The following is a 16,160-nucleotide window of genomic DNA, read 5'->3' as shown; positions in this document are numbered from 1 at the left end:
GGTCGGTGGTGGGCACAATAGTGGGATGTCCGGCCTGCCGGCAGCAGGTGGCCCCGACGTGAGCGAGGAATGATGACCACGGCGAAGCAGCCGGCAGCGGAGCTGTCCGCGCCGGACCCCGATGCGGTCCTCATCGAGCTGACCGAGGCGCTTCGGCGCGTTCGCCAGGGCGATCTCAAGGTGCGGCTGCCGCACCGGTCGGGCCGGGCGGGCGAGTTGGCGGACGCCTTCAACGAGGTGGTGTCGCTCCAGGAACGGCAGCACCACGACCTGCGCCGGATCAGCCGGATCGTGGGCCGGGACGGACGACTCACCGAACGCCTCGACGACGAGGACCTGGATGGCTCCTGGGCGGAGGGGCAGCAGGCGGTCAATTCGCTCATCGACGACCTCGGGCGCCCGACCATCGAGATCGCTCGGGTGATCGCGGCGGTCGCCGCGGGCGACCTCTCGCAGCACATGGCGCTGGAGCTGGATGACCGACCGCTGCGTGGGGAGTATCTGCGTATCGGGCGCACGGTGAACACCGTGGTCGACCAGTTGTCGTCGTACGCCGATGAGGTGACCCGGGTGGCTCGGGAGGTGGGTACCGAGGGGAAGCTGGGTGGTCAGGCCGATGTCCGGGGTGCCGCGGGCACCTGGAAGGACCTGATCGACTCGGTGAACACCATGGGGTCGAACCTGACCGCACAGGTCCGCAACATCTCGCAGGTGTCGACGGCGGTCGCGACGGGTGATCTGGGGCAGAAGATCACGGTTGATGCGCAGGGCGAGATCCTGGAGTTGAAGAACACCGTCAACACGATGGTGGATCAGTTGTCGTCGTTCGCCGACGAGGTGACCCGGGTGGCTCGGGAGGTCGGCATCGACGGGAAGCTGGGTGGTCAGGCTCAGGTGCGGGGCGTCTCCGGGACGTGGCGGGACCTCACCGAGAACGTCAACCAACTCGCCGGCAATCTGACCAGCCAGGTCCGCAACATCTCGCAGGTGTCGACGGCGGTCGCGCGGGGTGATCTGGGGCAGAAGATCACGGTTGATGCGCAGGGCGAGATCCTGGAGTTGAAGAACACCGTCAACACGATGGTGGATCAGTTGTCGTCGTTCGCCGACGAGGTGACCCGGGTGGCTCGGGAGGTGGGTACCGAGGGGAAGCTGGGTGGTCAGGCTCAGGTGAAGGGTGTCTCCGGGACGTGGCGGGACCTGACGGACAACGTGAACTCGATGGCGTCGAACCTGACCTCGCAGGTGCGCAACATCGCCTCGGTCACGACTGCCGTCGCGCGGGGTGATCTGGGGCAGAAGATCACGGTTGATGCGCAGGGCGAGATCCTGGAGTTGAAGAACACCGTCAACACGATGGTGGATCAGTTGTCGTCGTTCGCCGACGAGGTGACCCGGGTGGCTCGGGAGGTGGGTACCGAGGGGAAGCTGGGCGGTCAGGCTCAGGTGAAGGGCGTCGCCGGGACGTGGCGGGACCTCACCGAGAACGTCAACCAGCTCGCCTCCACCCTGACCATTCAGCTGCGCGCCATCGCCGAGGTCTCCACGTCGGTGACCCGGGGCGATCTGACCCAGCAGATCGCGGTCGAGGCGCAGGGGGAGGTCGCCGAGCTGACCGACAACATCAACCAGATGATCGTCACCCTCCGGGAGACGACCACGGTGAACGCCGAGCAGGGCTGGCTGGACTCCAACCTGGCCCGCATCGGTGGGCTGCTGCAGGGGCAGCGGGATCTCGGCGAGGTCTGCCGCATGATCATGATGGAGGTGACTCCGCTGGTGGACGCGCAGCTCGGCGCGTTCTTCCTGGTGGATGACGCTGGGGGCAACTTCCGACTACGGCTCACCGCCTCGTATGGCTACGTCGCTCGTGGGCAGGACGTGACGTTCGGCCCCGGTGAGGGCCTGGTCGGCCAGGTCGCGCTGTCCCGGCGCACGATTCGGGTCAGCGGACCGGCGGAGAGCCGGCTCCGGCTCCGTTCCGGGCTCGCGGACACCCCGCCGGCCGACCTGGTGGTGCTGCCGGTCATCTTCGAGGGCGAGCTGCTCGGTGTGATCGAGTTCGCCAGCGTGACCGCGCTCTCCGACCTGTATCTCTCCTTCCTGGAGCGGCTCGTCCTCACCATCGGCGTCGCGGTCAACACCATCCAGGCGAACCGGCGTACCGAGGAGCTGCTGGCCCAGTCGCAGCGGCTGGCCCACGAGTTGCAGGAGCAGTCGGCCGAACTCCAGCGTACGAATGCGGAACTGGAGGAGAAGGCGAAGCTCCTCTCCGAGCAGAAGGGCAACATCGAGACCAAGAACCGGGAGGTCGAGCTGGCCCGACTGGGCTTGGAGGAGACGGCGCAGCAGCTCACCCGCGCCTCGGCGTACAAGTCGGAGTTCCTGGCCAACATGAGCCACGAGCTGCGTACGCCGCTGAACTCGCTGCTGCTGCTGGCCCGGCTGCTGGTCCAGAACCCGGAGCAGAACCTCAGCCCGAAGCAGATCGAGTTTGCCCGGACGATCCACAACGCCGGAACGGACCTGCTCTCGCTGATCGACGATATTCTTGACCTCTCCAAGATCGAAGCTGGCCGGACGGACGTCGAGCCAACCGAGATTCAGTTCACCGAGATCCGCGGCTATGTCGAGCAGGCGTTCGCCCCGCAGGCGGAGGAGAAGGGCCTCGACTTCGAGGTCCGGATCAGTCCGGAGCTGCCGAAGGAGATCGTCACCGACGTGCAGCTGCTGCAGCAGATCCTGCGGAACCTGCTTTCCAACGCGATGAAGTTCACCGACGCCGGGGCGGTGCGGTTGGGGATCGCCCCCGCGTCGGAGTCGGCTGTCTTCGACGTGCCCGCGTTGACCAACGCGCGGCAGGTGGTCGCCTTCACCGTCGTGGACACCGGGATCGGCATTTCCGACGACAAGCTGTCGATCATTTTTGAGGCGTTCCAGCAGGCTGACGGGACGACCAGCCGTCGGTACGGGGGGACCGGCCTGGGCCTGTCGATCAGTCGCGACCTGGCCCGGCTGCTGGGTGGCGCGATCGGTGTGTCGTCGGTGCCCGGGCAGGGTTCGACCTTCACCCTCTTCCTTCCCGACGTCCTGGCCCCGGACGCGGTCGTGGCGCCGGCTCCGCCCTCACCCGCCCGGGCTGGCCTCCCGTCGTCGCTACTGATGCCCGCTGTGGAGTTGCTGCCCACCACCGCCGAGGCGACGGCGACCCGCCAGCTGTCCGGTGCCACCGTGCTGATCGTGGACGACGACGTGCGTACCGTGTTTGCCCTGACCAGCGCCTTGGAGCTACACGGGATGACCGTGCTGTACGCGGACAACGGGGCCGACGGCGTACGCCTGCTGGCCGAGCATCCGGAGGCGGACATCGTGCTGATGGATGCCATGATCCCGGATCAGGACGGATACGAGACGACGCGGCAGATCCGGCGTAACCACCGCTTCGCCGACCTCCCGATCGTCTTCCTGACCGCGAAGGCGATGCCCGGTGACCGGGAATCCGCGCTCGCGGCCGGGGGTAGCGGATACATCACCAAACCTGTCGATCTGGACGAGTTGATCGAGCTCATCTCGTCCTGGATCAGCGGAGGTCGGAGCGAGGAGAGCCCGTGACGCAGATGGCGAAGGCGCTGCTGGTCGATGACCGGCGGGAGAACCTGACGGCCCTGGAAGCGATCCTGCAGGGGCTGCAGGTCCAGTCGGTGGCGGTGGAGAGCGGTGAGGCGGCGCTGAAGCGGCTTCTCGTTGACGACTTCGCGGTGATCCTTCTGGACGCCCAGATGCCGGAGATGGACGGCTTCGAGACGGCGAGTCACATCAAGCGGCGAGAACGAACCCGACATGTGCCGATCATCTTCCTCACCTCCGCGGACCAGGACGCCCAGCTGGCCATGCGTGGGTACGCCGCCGGCGCGGTGGACCACCTCACCAAGCCGTTCGACCCGTGGGTGCTGCGGGCCAAGGTGTCGGTCTTCGTCGACCTGTGGCTGAAGACCGGGCAACTCACCGCCCAGTCGGCCCTGCTCCAGGAGCGGGAAGCCCAGCGGCGGCTGCTGACCGAGGCCATTGACGAGGCTACCGCTCTGCTTCGCACCGAGACCGACCCGGCGGCGGTGCAGCGCGCGATCGGCCTGCTGGAGCAGGCCCGCTGGGGCAACACCGGCTGAGACTCAGTCGTCGCGAATCATCAGGGCACTACGTAGGCCCGTGATGTCGAGGACGCGGAGCAGGAAGTCGGCCACGTTGGTGAGGACCAGCAGGCTCTGGGAGTGGCTGGTCTTGCGGCTGAGCACGACCAGCGTGCCCAGACCCTGCGAGTCGCAGAAGGTGACGCCCGCCAGGTCCAGCACGATCCGCGGGGGCGGTTCGGCCAACACCTCGTTGACAACGGTCGAGAGCTGGGTGGCCGTCAGCATGTCGATCTCGCCGGCGAGGCGAAGAACAACCTCGTCCCCCAACCGGTGTAGCGTGATGGACAGTTCGGCACGACCCACCCGGTCAGCCTAGCGCGACCGGAGGCGCCGCCCGATGACGGCGAGCTGCCTCGGTCATCGGCAGGGTGAGACTGGTAACCCACTGCCCGGGGTGCCTGCCAGTCTGGCCGCTGACGCTGACACAATGGCGGCATCGTGACCGACGTTTTCCCTGCCGGACCCGGCCGCTACCCGGCCGCCGCGCCGGCCTCCGAGGCCCTGTTCGACCGCGCCTGCGCCATCGTGCCCGGCGGGGTGAACTCCCCTGTCCGCGCGTTTCGTGCCGTCGGTGGCACCCCGCGCTTCATCGTCCGGGGGGAGGGGCCGTGGCTCTACGACGCCGACGGGCGGCGCTACGTCGATCTGGTCTGCTCGTGGGGCCCCATGATCCTCGGGCACGCCCACCCCGCGGTGGTGGAGGCGCTGCGCTCTGCGGCCGCGCTCGGCACGAGCTTCGGTGCTCCCACCCCGGGTGAGGTGGAGTTGGCAGCGGAGATCGTCGACCGCGCGCCCGTCGAGCAGGTACGGCTGGTCAACTCGGGTACCGAGGCGACCATGTCGGCGATCCGGCTGGCCCGGGGCTACACCGGCCGTACCCGGATCATCAAGTTCGCCGGCTGCTACCACGGGCATTCGGACGCGTTGCTCGCCGCCGCCGGTTCCGGCGTCGCCACCCTCGGCCTGCCCGACTCGCCGGGCGTGACCGGCGCGGCGGCTGGGGACACGATCGTGCTGCCGTACAACGATCTCGCCGCCGTCGAGGCGGTCTTCGCCGCCGAGGGCCCGCAGATCGCTGCGGTGATCACCGAGTCCGCCGCCGGCAACATGGGCGTGGTCGCGCCTCGCGACAACTTCAACCAGCGACTCGCCGCCGTCGCACACGCGAACGGTGCGTTGTTGATCGTTGACGAGGTCATGACCGGCTTCCGGGTCTCCCGCGCCGGGTGGCACGGCCTGGACCCCTGTGCCGCCGACCTCTGGACCTACGGCAAGGTGATGGGGGGTGGCCTGCCCGCCGCCGCCTTCGGCGGGCGAGCGGAGATCATGTCCCAGCTGGCTCCGGTCGGTCCGGTCTACCAGGCCGGCACCCTCTCCGGAAACCCGCTCGCCTGCGCCGCCGGGCTCGCCACGCTGCGGCTCGCCGATGACGCCCTGTATCGCCGGCTGGACGAGACGGCCGCCGTCGTGGGCCGGCTCGCCGGTGAGGCGCTCGCCGCCGCGGGAGTGCCACACCGGTTGTCCTCCGCCGGCAACATGTTCTCCGTCTTTTTCACCGACGCCGACGTCTTCGACTACGCCACCGCGAGCGCCCAGCAGGTGCCCGCGTTCAAGGCGTTCTTCCACGCGATGCTGGCGGCCGGCGTCTACCTGCCGCCGAGTGCCTTCGAGTCGTGGTTCGTCTCGGCGGCGATCGATGATGCCGCCCTGGAGCAGATCGCCGCGGCGCTGCCAGCGGCGGCAGCGGCAGCCGCGGAAGTTCACGGGGGTAGTGACGGTGAGTAAGACTGTGGTACACGTGCTGCGGCACGGTGAGGTATACAACCCGGAGGGCATCCTGTACGGGCGGCTGCCGGGCTTCCGCCTGTCGGAGCTGGGCGTACAGATGGCGAAGGCCGCCGCGCAGGGCCTCGCCGAGCGGCAGGTCGTGCACGTCGTAGCCAGCCCGCTGGAGCGCGCCCAGCAGACCGCCGAGCCGATCGCCGCGCAGTTCGGGCTCCCGATCGGGGTGGACGAGCGGTTGATTGAGAGCGCCAACTGGTTCGAGGGCAAGAAGGTCTCGCCGGGCGACGGTTCGTTCCGCGACCCGCGCAACTGGTGGGTGCTGCGGGACCCGGTCACCCCCTCCTGGGGCGAGGCGTACCGGGCCATCGCGGAGCGGATGTTCGCCGCCCTACAGGCCGCCCGGGAGGCTGCGCAGGGGCGGGAGGCGGTGCTCGTCTCGCACCAGCTGCCGATCTGGACGCTGCGTCGGTTTGTCGAGCGTAAGCGCCTCTGGCACGACCCGCGGAAGCGGCAGTGCGGGCTGGCCAGCCTCACCAGCTTTCACTTCGAGGGGTCGAAGGTGGTCGGGATCGGCTACACCGAGCCGGCCGCCCACCTGATCGCGATGTCGTCGACGGCTCGGACGGCCAAGGGGGCCTGATGACTGCCCGGAGGTGGGCCGCCAGCCTGCTCGCCACCATGATCGTGGTGGCGCTCGCCGCCTGTGCCACCCCGGACTGGAGGAAGGCCTGCGGCACCAACTCCGACGGCGTGATCGAGTGTGCCCCGGATCAGCGTTCCGCCGCACCCGAGCTCGCCGGCGAGCTGCTCGACGGGGGCAGCTACGACGTGTCGCAGGACCGTGGGCAGGTCGTGGTGGTCAATTTCTGGGGCTCGTGGTGCGCGCCCTGCCGGGCGGAAGCCGATGACCTGGAAGCCACCTACCAGGCCACCAAGGGCTCGGGGGTGACCTTCCTCGGCATCAACGTGCAGGACAGCCGGGACAAGGCGATCGCCTTCGAGGAGGGCCGGGTCACCTACCCGAGCATCTTCGATCCCGGCAGCCGACTGGCGTTGGAGCTGGAGATCCCACCCAACACCATCCCGGCGACGGTCGTGCTGGACCGGGATGGGCGGATCGCGGCGGTGATCCGGGCCGCCGTCAAGCAGGAGGGGCTCCAACCAATCGTCGAGCGGGTCGCTGCGGAGTCGCCCGCGTCAACCGGCGACACCTGATGGGCGAGACGTTCCGGGAGATCGCCCAGTCCGGCCCGCTGCTACTCGCCGTCGGCGCGGCGGCGCTGGCCGGGCTGGTCAGCTTTCTGTCGCCGTGTGTCCTGCCGCTGATGCCGGGCTACCTCTCCTACGTGACCGGGCTGGCCGGTGCCGACCTGGAAGGCCGGGGAGCGGGCCCAGACTCCCGCCGCACGCCGCCGGCAACAGGTGGAGCTCCGGGTGACGCCGCCGGTGCCGTCGCGGTGCGGGAGCGGATCGCCCGGGTCGGGCCCGCCGCCGTCAAGGGCCGGGTACTCGCCGGAACGATGCTGTTCATCGCCGGCTTCACCGCCGTCTTCACCGCCACCGCGGTCCTGGTCTCCACGGTTGGCCAGGTCTTCTTCGCCTACGAGCGCACGTTGGAGATCGTCATCGGCGGCCTGGTGGTGCTGCTCGGCCTGGGCTACCTCGGTGTGGTCCCGGGGCTGCAGCGCGAGCTGCGCATCCAACGACTGCCGGCGGCCGGGTTGCTCGGCGCGCCCGTGCTCGGCGCGGTCTTCGCGCTCAGCTGGCTGCCCTGCACCGGCCCGACACTCGGCGCGGTGATGGGCATGGCCCTCGTTGACGGGCAGACCAACCGGGCGGTGGTGCTGGCCGTGGCGTACTGCCTCGGGCTGGGAGTACCGTTCGTCGTCTTCGGGCTGGGCTTCCAACGCCTGCTCGGGGTCTTCCGCGCGGTTCGCCGCAACAGCCGGTGGGTCACCCGGATCGGTGGTGGGCTGCTGATCCTGATCGGCCTCGCGCTCGTCACCGGTGGGTGGACCAGCTTCGTGACCCTGTTGCAGACCACCTTCGGGACGGGTGAGGTGAGCATCTGATGACGGTCACCGACGATCGGCCAGCCATGTCGGCCGAGGCGCCCCGACGCCGCCCCAACCCGGTTCTGGCGCTGCTGCGCAACTCGTGGCGGCAGCTCACCAGCATGCGTACCGCCCTGGTGCTGCTCTTTCTGCTGGCGATCGCCGCGATTCCCGGGTCGGTCCTGCCACAGCGCGGCGTCAACCCCGAGGATGTCCGGGACTACTTCATCGCGCACCCCGATCTGGCGCCGGTGCTGGACCGGCTCGGTGCCTTCGAGGCGTTCGGCTCGGTCTGGTTCTCCGCCATCTACCTGTTGCTGTTCACCTCGCTGGTCGGCTGCATCACGCCCCGGCTGCGCGAGCATGCCCGAGCCCTGCGGTCGAAGCCTCCGGTGGCGCCGAAGCGGCTGGACCGGCTGCCCCAGCACACCGTGTTCGCGGCCCCGACCGGTGGTACGACGGCGATCGCCGCCGCGCTGCGTCGGCGTCGCTGGCGGGTGGAGGTACGCGGCGACGAGGTATCCGCCGAGAAGGGCTACCTGAAGGAGACCGGCAACCTGCTCTTCCACGCCTCGATGGTGGTGGTGCTCATCGGTGTCGCCCTCGGCTCCTGGTTTGGCTGGAGCGGCAACCGCGTCGTGGTCGCTGGCGCGGACAACGCCTTCTGTAACACCCAGCAGCAGTACGCCGAGACGTCGTTCGGCCCCCAGGTGGGCAGCGCCGATCTGCCCCGGTTCTGCCTGCAACTGGACGACTTCGAGGCGAGGTTCCTGGAGTCCAACGGCCAGCCGGAGTTCTTCAATGCGAAGGTGACCGTGGACGAGGACGGCGGTACCCCCCGCCCAGCGGAGTTCTCGGTGAACTCGCCGCTGCGGCTGGACGGGGCGAACGTCTACCTGCTCGGCCACGGGTACGCTCCGGTGGTCCGCTACACCGACCGGTTCGGCCGGAGCCAGACCAGCCCGAATCCCTTCCTGGACATCGGGGACGTCGGGTTGACCAGCGAGGGAGTGGCGGCCTTCCCGGACGCGAACGTGGACCCGGCCACCGGTGAGCGTGACCCGGAGCTCCAGGTGGCCTTCACCGGTATGTATCTGCCGACCGCCCCGCAGGAGGGCCCGTTCGTTCGGTCCGAGTTCCCGACCGAGCGCAACCCGATGCTCAATCTCGTCGCGTACCGGGGCAATCTCGGCATGGACGCGGGTATCCCCGGCTCGGTGTACGAGCTGGACCAGCGGCAGGTGGACGCCGGTCGAGTCAAGGAGATCGGCACCAAGCTTCTCCGGATCGGTGAGGTCTGGACCCTGGACGACGGCACCACGCTGGAGTTCCTGGGCACCGAGCCGTACATCGTCCTGTCCGTGCGGCACGATCCCGGCTCGACGTTGCTGCTGGTCAGCTCCGGCACCCTGCTGCTGGGCCTGATGGGCTCACTCTTTGGCCGCCGGCGGCGGGTCTTTTTCCGGGTGCGCCCGGCTGACCCCGCGGGTGAATCTTCGACGCCCGGTAGTAGTTTGGTCGAGGCCGGTGGTCTGCCGCGCGTCGACCATCCCGGTTTCGCCGATGAGTTCACGCGGCTCGTGGCCGCGGTCAGCGGAGACGGGCGGCGGGTCGATCCCGATGGCCAGGCCGGAGCGCGAGTAGGAGCCGAGTGATGTCCGTACTCTCCGACCAGTTGGTGACGTTCTCGATCCTGGCCTACCTGGTCGCGATGGTCGTGCATGCCGTCGAGTACGCGCTGGGCAACGCCCGCGTTCGCGTCGGTCCGCCCACCCGCGAGCTGGTCGGCGCGGGCGTCGGGTCAACCGGTGGTGCGGTTTCCGGGCCGGAGCCGACCGCCCGTGGTGCCACCTCCGCCCAACGGACCGCCGCCCGGGCTCGCGCGGCCGGCGTGGGCGCCGTCGCGGTGACCGTGGTGGCCGCCCTGCTGCACCTCGGTGCGCTCATCGCCCGCGGGGTCGCCGCCGATCGGATGCCCTGGGGCAACATGTACGAGTTCGTGCTGACGGTTTCCTTCATCGGGGTCGCTGGTTGGTTCGTCGTGCTCTGGAAGCGCCCCACGCTGCGTCGGCTCGGGCTGTTCCTGACGCTGGTGATGGTGCTGTTGGTGGCCACCGCCGAGCTGCTGCTCTACACCCCGATCGTGCCGTTGGTGCCGGCGCTCAACTCGTACTGGTTCATCATCCACGTCGCCACGATCGTCTTCAGCTCCGGCATCTTCCTGCTTGGCGTGGTGCCGGCGTGCGCCTACCTGATGCGGGCCGGCTACGAGCAGGGCCGGCGCAGCTTCCCCTACCTGTTGGCGAAGCGAATGCCGGCCGCGGCGGCCCTGGAACGGTTGACCTTCGTGCTGCACGCCTTCTCGTTCCCGATCTTCACCTTCGCGGTGATCGCCGGTGCGATCTGGGCCGAGGCGGCGTGGGGTCGTGCGTGGGGCTGGGACCCGAAGGAGACCTGGGCGTTCATCTCCTGGGTGGTGTACGCCGGCTACCTGCACGCCCGGGCCACCCCGAGCGTCCGGCGGAACGTGGCCACCTGGCTCGCCGTGCTGGGCTTCCTCACCGTGCTGATGAACCTCTTCGGGGTGAACATCTTCTTTGAGGGTCTGCACTCCTACGGCGGCCTCGACTGACCCCACAGCGCGGCACCGTGCTCGAGGTCCCTCTCCCGTACCCCGGCTGGGGTGGTGGGCCGGGCGGTGGGGGAGACTGACGGTATGGCGGCTCGTGGCTTTCCGTACTCTGATCTGAAGGACTTCCTGGCGGCGCTGGAGCGCGCGGGTGAGCTGCGGCGGGTGGACGTCCCGGTGGATCCGACGCTGGAGTTGGCCGAGGTCGTCACCCGAACGGTCCGCGCCGGCGGCCCGGCGCTGGTCTTCGAGCGGCCCACCCGCGGCGAGATGCCGGTGGCGATCAACCTGTTTGGCACCGAGAAGCGGATGGCGATGGCGCTCGGCGTCGAGTCGCTGGACGAGATCGGCGCGCGGATCGGCGCGTTGATCCGGCCGGAGTTGCCGGTCGGCTGGTCCGGCATCCGCGAGGGCCTCGGCAAGGTCATGCAGCTCAAGTCGGTGCCGCCACGCAAGGTGAAGACCGCGCCCTGCCAGCAGGTGGTGTACCGGGGCGACGACGTCGACCTGACCCGCCTGCCCGGCCTGCAGGTGTGGCCCGGTGACGGCGGCGTCTTCCACAACTACGGGTTGACCCACACCAAGCATCCCGAGACCGGCGCGCGCAACCTCGGCCTCTACCGGCTTCAGCAGCACAGTCGGAACACGCTGGGCATGCACTGGCAGATCCACAAGGACTCCACCGCCCATCACGCGGTCGCCGAGCGGCTCGGCCAGCGGCTGCCGGTGGCCATCGCGATCGGCTGCGACCCGGTGATCTCGTACGCCGCGAGCGCCCCACTTCCCGGCGACATCGACGAATACCTGTTCGCGGGTTTCCTGCGCGGTGAACGGGTCGAGATGGTCGACTGCCTGACCGTTCCGCTCCAGGTGCCGGCGCACGCCCAGGTGGTGCTCGAGGGGTACCTCGAGCCCGGCGAGCGGTTGCCCGAGGGGCCGTTCGGTGATCACACCGGCTACTACACGCCGATCGAGCCGTTCCCGGTTCTGCACGTCGAGACGATGACCATGCAGCGCAACCCGGTCTACCACTCGATCATCACCTCGAAGCCGCCGCAGGAGGACCATGGCCTGGGTAAGGCCACCGAGCGGATCTTCCAGCCGCTGCTGAAGCTACTCATCCCGGACATCGTCGACTACGACCTGCCGGCCGCCGGGGTCTTCCACAACTGCGCGATCGTGTCGATTCGCAAGCGCTACCCAAAGCACGCGCAGAAGGTCATGAGTGCGATCTGGGGCGCGCACCTGATGTCGATGACCAAGCTGATCGTGATCGTGGACGAGGACTGCGACGTGCACGACTACAACGCGGTTGCCTTCCGGGCGTTCGGCAACGTGGACTACGCCCGGGACCTGCTGCTCACCGAAGGGCCGGTGGACCACCTGGACCACGCCTCGTACCAGCAGTTCTGGGGCGGTAAGGCCGGCGTCGACGCCACCCGCAAGCTCCCGGGGGAGGGCTACACCCGGGGCTGGCCCGAGGAGTTGACCATGGCGCCCGAGGTGGTGTCGTTGGTCGACAAGCGCTGGAAGGAGTACGGCATCTGATGTCCGGCTCCTCCGATCCGCAGGACCTCGCCGTCTCGGTCCGCGCCACGTCGACCAGCGCGGACTCACGCGGGCGGATCCGGGCGTTCCTCGACCTCGTGGCGATCGAGCACTCCGTCTTCGCGCTGCCCTTCGCCTACCTGTCCGCCTTGACCGCGATGCAGGTCAACGGCGGTCGGGTTCGCTGGCTCGACCTGTTACTGATCACCGTGGCGATGGTCGGAGCGCGGACGTTCGCGATGGCCGCCAACCGCATCCTGGACCGGCGGATCGACGCGCTGAACCCGCGCACCGCCAACCGGGAACTGGTGACCGGGGCGGTGAGCCTGCGTACGGCCTGGGCCGGCGCTGGCATTGCCCTGGCGGTCTTCCTGGTCGCCGCCGCGCTGCTCAACCCGCTCTGTCTGGTGCTGGCGCCGCTCGCGGTCGTGCCGCTGGTCGGCTACCCGTACGCCAAGCGGTTCACCAACTGGCCGCACGCGGTCCTGGCGGTCGCGCAGGCGGTCGGCCCGGTCGGCGCGTGGCTCGCGGTGACCGGCACCTTCGCCGGCTCCGGGCCAGCCTGGCTGCTCGGCGTGGCGGTCGGGCTCTGGATCGGTGGGTTCGACCTGATCTACGCCTGTCAGGACGCCGAGGTGGACCGGGAGATCGGCGTGCGCAGCGTTCCGGCCCGGTACGGGCTGCGTTTCGCGCTGCATGCGTCCACCGTCGCGCACGCGGTGACCTTCGTGCTCTTCGTCTGGTTCGGTGCCCTGGTCGGCTTCGGCTGGCTCTGGTGGATCGGGCTGGCGCTGACCGCGGTCGCCTTCGCCTACCAGCACGTGGTGGTGAGCCCGACCGACCTGAGCCGGGTCAACCGGGCCTTCTTCACCGCGAACGGCTTCGTCGGTATCGCGCTCTTCGGCTTCGCCCTCCTTGATCTGGTGTTACGCCTCGGGCTGCGGTCCTGACCCCGGAACCGGGGGTGCCCGTCGGTGGTCGAGGGTGACCAGGCACGCTGGGACCATGCGTGAACCATGGGTCGTCGGCGTCTCCGGAGCCTCCGGCACGCCGTACGCGGCTGCGGTCCTGCGGGCCTTGCTCGACGCGGACGAGGCCGTTGATCTGATCGTGTCCCGGGCAGCGCGGCTGACCATCCTTGACGAGACCGGGCGGTCGTTCCGCGACGGGCACTGGTCGGAGGATCTCGCCGCCTGGTTGGGACGCGACCTGAGTGGAGCCGACCTCCGGCACTGGCCGGCCGGCGATCTCGCCGCCGGGCCGAGTAGCGGCTCCTACCGGGCACGCGGGATGGCGGTCGTTCCGGCGAGCACCGCGGCCTGCGCCGGGATCTCCATCGGGCTCTCCAAGGATCTGTTGCAACGCGCCGCCGAGGTCAACCTCAAGGAGCGCCGCCCGGTGGTCGTCGTCCCCCGCGAGACACCGGTGACCCGGAGTCACCTGGAGCACCTGCTCGCGTTGCACGACGCCGGCGCGGTGGTGCTCCCCGCCAGCCCCGGCTTCTACGGGGCGGGAGCGGACGCCTCCGCCGCCCAGCTGGTCGACTTCGTCGCCGGTAAGGTGCTGGACGCCCTGGGCGTGCCACACACGCTCTTCCACCGTTGGACGGGTGAGTTGGGAGCAGCGCGCTCCTGAACTGGCCGGTCGGGCGCGGTGGCGGTGTGCAGCGGGCGGCGATCATCCGCCGGCCACCACCTCAATACATTCCGGCGTTGGCGGGGCCGGGGCCGGGGCCGGTCGGGGCGGCAGGGCCGGTGTTGCGCGGCCGCTCTGTCTCCTCCGCCTCGTCCAACATCCCCTCGCCCTCGAGCAGGGCCCGAACTTCGGATTCCCGAAATCGGCGATGCCCGCCCGGAGTTCGGATGCTGCCAATCCGGCCAGCCGCCGCCCACCTGGTCACAGTCTTCGGATCAACCCGAAACAGCGCGGCGACCTCACCCGGTGTCAGCAGGCGATCTCCAGTGTCCACAGCCCCCTCCTCGCATCGACGAAGCCCCCGGCTGAACACACTGCCCCCGGCCGGTGCGAGCCCAGAGCCGTCATGAGGGACGTATGGCAATTACAGCACCGGCGACCAGTCGTGTCCGCCAAACGCGAGAAAAGCACTGATCGGGAGGTTAGGCAATGGTACCCGCAGCTGTGCACTGTTGCGGTTGGTTCGTCAACAATGACAGTGCGCGGGGTCGACCATCGGGACCGGACGCCCGAGGGCGAGTCAGTGCTACTAGGGTCTACAGTCCGTGGACGCGATCGATCTGAGCATCATCGAACTGCTGCGTGGCAACGCCCGCCTCTCGTACGCCGAGCTTGCCCGCCAGGTGGGTCTCTCGGCGCCGGCAGTGCATGAGCGGGTCGGCAAGCTGGAGTCCAGTGGAGTCATCCGTGCGTACCGAGCCGAGATCGAGCCGGAGAGCATCGGGCTGGGCGTGACCGCCCTCATCGAGATCATTGAGGAGTCCGCCGCGGACACCGACGACGTGTTGGAGTCGTTCCGTGCCATTCCGGAGATTGAGTCCTGCTACTTCATGGCCGGCGTGGAGTCGTTCCTGCTCAAGGCGAGGGTCGGCACCATCGGGGAGTTGGAGGCGCTGATCGTACGGTTGAACCGTACTCCGGGCGTCGCCTCCACCCGTACCGGGATCGCCCTGTCGACCAAGTGGGAGAACCGCCCCCAGCCCGTCGGTACGCCCCCAGCCTGATCCGGCCGGCTCCCCGGCGGGCCGCGCCGAAGTGGTCGATCTGCCTCGCAGGCCCGTCGACCCGCCCGTCGGGCCTGGTCGATCCGCCTCGCGGGCCCGGCCACGGCGCCAGGGCCACGATCGGGCCGCGCCGGCCGGGCTTGCTAGGTTGCTGGGCGTGACTCATCTGGACCGGTGTGACGAGGCGATCCGGGGGTGGGTGACCGAGGCGATTGCCGCCGTTGAGGCGGATGCCAACCGGTCCGCCGACACCCATCTGCTGCCGTTCCCCCTGCCCCGACAGTGGGGAATCGACCTCTACCTCAAGGACGAGTCGGTGCACCCGACCGGCTCCCTGAAGCACCGGCTGGCCCGCTCCCTGTTCCTCTACGGGCTCTGCAATGGGTGGATCGGCCCGGGCACCACGATCGTGGAGGCCTCGTCGGGGTCGACGGCGGTCTCTGAGGCGTACTTCGCCCGGATGCTGGGGCTGCCGTTTATCGCGGTGATGCCGGCGTCCACCTCGCCGGAGAAGATCGCGCAGATCGAGTTCCAGGAGGGGCGCTGCCACCTGGTGGACGACCCGGCCAAGGTGGTCGTCGAAGCACGGTGGCTGGCCGAGGACACGGGCGGCCACTTCATGGACCAGTTCACGTACGCCGAGCGGGCTACTGACTGGCGGGGCAACAACAACATCGCCGAGTCGATCTTTTCCCAGCTGGCGTTGGAGCGGCACCCGGTGCCGGCGTGGGTCGTTGTCGGGGCCGGCACCGGTGGCACCAGCGCCACCATCGGCCGGTACACGCGCTTCCGTCGGCTGCCCACGAAACTCTGCGTGGTGGACCCGGAGAACTCAGCGTTCTACCCGGCCTGGCAGGCCTCCGACTGGTCGGTGCGCACCGGCCGCGGCTCGCGAATCGAGGGCATCGGGCGCCCGACGGTGGAGGCCTCGTTCCTGCCGTCGGTGGTGGACCGGATGGTTCAGGTGCCCGACGCCGCCTCGCTGGCCGCGATGCGGGCCGGCTCCGCAGTGCTCGGCCGGCGGCTCGGTGGCTCGACCGGCACCAACCTCTGGGGTGCCTTCGGCCTGATCGCCGGCCTGCTCGCGGAGGGGAAAACCGGCTCGGTGGCCACCCTGATCTGCGACGCCGGGGACCGCTATGCCGACACCTACTACGCCGACGACTGGGTCGCTGCCCAGGGGCTCGATCTCTCCCCACATCTGGCGACCATCGAGCGGTTCCTGGCCACCGGCGCCTGGCCGGCCTGAGGAGGA

At 69.3% G+C, this 16,160-nt stretch carries 15 protein-coding genes; 13 read left to right on the top strand and 2 right to left on the bottom strand.

The features are described from left to right. The first annotated feature begins 69 nt into the window (after positions 1–69). Positions 70–3,612 carry a HAMP domain-containing protein gene (locus STROP_RS20675; protein WP_043535509.1) on the top strand — a complete coding sequence of 1,181 codons (3,543 nt, stop codon included), beginning with the start codon at positions 70–72 and terminating at the stop codon, positions 3,610–3,612. Further along, on the top strand, positions 3,609–4,166 hold the full coding sequence (locus tag STROP_RS20670; RefSeq protein ID WP_012015300.1) for a response regulator: 558 nt from the start codon (positions 3,609–3,611) through the stop codon (positions 4,164–4,166). Before STROP_RS20675 ends, STROP_RS20670 begins: the two co-directional genes overlap by 4 nt. Before the next feature lie 3 nt (positions 4,167–4,169). Here STROP_RS20670 and STROP_RS20665 read toward each other — a convergent pair whose 3' ends face one another. Further along, positions 4,170–4,493 carry an STAS domain-containing protein gene (locus STROP_RS20665; RefSeq protein ID WP_012015299.1) on the bottom strand — a complete coding sequence of 108 codons (324 nt, stop codon included), beginning with the start codon at positions 4,491–4,493 and terminating at the stop codon, positions 4,170–4,172. Positions 4,494–4,628: 135 nt separating this feature from the next. Here STROP_RS20665 and hemL point away from each other — a divergent pair, with 135 nt between their 5' ends. The 9 genes from hemL to STROP_RS20620 all read left to right on the top strand — a co-directional run bounded on the left by hemL (position 4,629) and on the right by STROP_RS20620 (position 13,841). Then, positions 4,629–5,975 (top strand): glutamate-1-semialdehyde 2,1-aminomutase, encoded by a 1,347-nt coding sequence (hemL, locus tag STROP_RS20660; RefSeq protein WP_012015298.1) that lies wholly within the window; start codon positions 4,629–4,631, stop codon positions 5,973–5,975. Then, positions 5,962–6,615: a histidine phosphatase family protein gene (locus STROP_RS20655; RefSeq protein ID WP_012015297.1), complete on the top strand. Its 654-nt coding sequence runs from the start codon at positions 5,962–5,964 to the stop codon at positions 6,613–6,615. Before hemL ends, STROP_RS20655 begins: the two co-directional genes overlap by 14 nt. After that, a complete protein-coding gene (locus tag STROP_RS20650; RefSeq protein WP_012015296.1) occupies positions 6,615–7,190 on the top strand; it encodes a TlpA family protein disulfide reductase in 576 nt (191 codons plus the stop codon). Before STROP_RS20655 ends, STROP_RS20650 begins: the two co-directional genes overlap by 1 nt. Beyond that, entirely contained in the window at positions 7,190–8,047 is an 858-nt protein-coding gene (locus tag STROP_RS20645) for a cytochrome c biogenesis CcdA family protein (protein ID WP_012015295.1), read from the top strand. Before STROP_RS20650 ends, STROP_RS20645 begins: the two co-directional genes overlap by 1 nt. After that, entirely contained in the window at positions 8,047–9,684 is a 1,638-nt protein-coding gene (resB, locus tag STROP_RS20640) for a cytochrome c biogenesis protein ResB (protein ID WP_012015294.1), read from the top strand. The genes STROP_RS20645 and resB overlap by 1 nt, the downstream gene beginning before the upstream one ends. Then, positions 9,684–10,661 carry a c-type cytochrome biogenesis protein CcsB gene (gene ccsB, locus STROP_RS20635; RefSeq protein WP_012015293.1) on the top strand — a complete coding sequence of 326 codons (978 nt, stop codon included), beginning with the start codon at positions 9,684–9,686 and terminating at the stop codon, positions 10,659–10,661. Before resB ends, ccsB begins: the two co-directional genes overlap by 1 nt. A gap of 84 nt (positions 10,662–10,745) precedes the next feature. Then, positions 10,746–12,206 (top strand): menaquinone biosynthesis decarboxylase, encoded by a 1,461-nt coding sequence (locus STROP_RS20630; RefSeq protein WP_012015292.1) that lies wholly within the window; start codon positions 10,746–10,748, stop codon positions 12,204–12,206. Then, positions 12,206–13,156: a menaquinone biosynthesis prenyltransferase MqnP gene (mqnP, locus tag STROP_RS20625; RefSeq protein WP_012015291.1), complete on the top strand. Its 951-nt coding sequence runs from the start codon at positions 12,206–12,208 to the stop codon at positions 13,154–13,156. Before STROP_RS20630 ends, mqnP begins: the two co-directional genes overlap by 1 nt. 55 nt (positions 13,157–13,211) lie before the next feature. Continuing rightward, a complete protein-coding gene (locus STROP_RS20620) occupies positions 13,212–13,841 on the top strand; it encodes a UbiX family flavin prenyltransferase (protein ID WP_012015290.1) in 630 nt (209 codons plus the stop codon). A gap of 61 nt (positions 13,842–13,902) precedes the next feature. On the opposite strand, the gene STROP_RS20615 is transcribed toward STROP_RS20620, so the two are convergent. Next, positions 13,903–14,175 (bottom strand): BldC family transcriptional regulator, encoded by a 273-nt coding sequence (locus tag STROP_RS20615; protein WP_012015289.1) that lies wholly within the window; start codon positions 14,173–14,175, stop codon positions 13,903–13,905. A gap of 271 nt (positions 14,176–14,446) precedes the next feature. On the opposite strand from STROP_RS20615, the gene STROP_RS20610 reads away from it, so the two are divergent. Together STROP_RS20610 and cds1 are read left to right on the top strand one after the other, a co-directional pair. Then, on the top strand, positions 14,447–14,905 hold the full coding sequence (locus tag STROP_RS20610; protein WP_012015288.1) for an Lrp/AsnC family transcriptional regulator: 459 nt from the start codon (positions 14,447–14,449) through the stop codon (positions 14,903–14,905). Between the two features lie 148 nt (positions 14,906–15,053). Then, on the top strand, positions 15,054–16,154 hold the full coding sequence (cds1, locus tag STROP_RS20605; protein ID WP_026275174.1) for an L-cysteine desulfhydrase Cds1: 1,101 nt from the start codon (positions 15,054–15,056) through the stop codon (positions 16,152–16,154). Positions 16,155–16,160 lie beyond the last annotated feature (6 nt).

The sequence above is a fragment of the Salinispora tropica CNB-440 genome (assembly GCF_000016425.1).
GTDB classification, from domain to species: Bacteria; Actinomycetota; Actinomycetes; order Mycobacteriales; family Micromonosporaceae; genus Micromonospora; species Micromonospora tropica.
Note: the sequence above shows the minus strand (reverse complement) of the source record. Positions and strands in the feature narration are given on the sequence as shown.

Bases quoted from the DNA above. Each gene is read 5' to 3' on its own strand.
- STROP_RS20675 (WP_043535509.1), top strand. From the start codon at position 70: ATGATGACCACGGCGAAGCAGCCGGCAGCGGAGCTGTCCGCGCCGGAC.
- mqnP (WP_012015291.1), top strand. From the start codon at position 12,206: ATGTCCGGCTCCTCCGATCCGCAGGACCTCGCCGTCTCGGTCCGCGCC.
- STROP_RS20630 (WP_012015292.1), top strand. From the start codon at position 10,746: ATGGCGGCTCGTGGCTTTCCGTACTCTGATCTGAAGGACTTCCTGGCG.
- STROP_RS20620 (WP_012015290.1), top strand. From the start codon at position 13,212: ATGCGTGAACCATGGGTCGTCGGCGTCTCCGGAGCCTCCGGCACGCCG.
- ccsB (WP_012015293.1), top strand. From the start codon at position 9,684: ATGTCCGTACTCTCCGACCAGTTGGTGACGTTCTCGATCCTGGCCTAC.
- resB (WP_012015294.1), top strand. From the start codon at position 8,047: ATGACGGTCACCGACGATCGGCCAGCCATGTCGGCCGAGGCGCCCCGA.
- STROP_RS20645 (WP_012015295.1), top strand. From the start codon at position 7,190: ATGGGCGAGACGTTCCGGGAGATCGCCCAGTCCGGCCCGCTGCTACTC.
- STROP_RS20650 (WP_012015296.1), top strand. From the start codon at position 6,615: ATGACTGCCCGGAGGTGGGCCGCCAGCCTGCTCGCCACCATGATCGTG.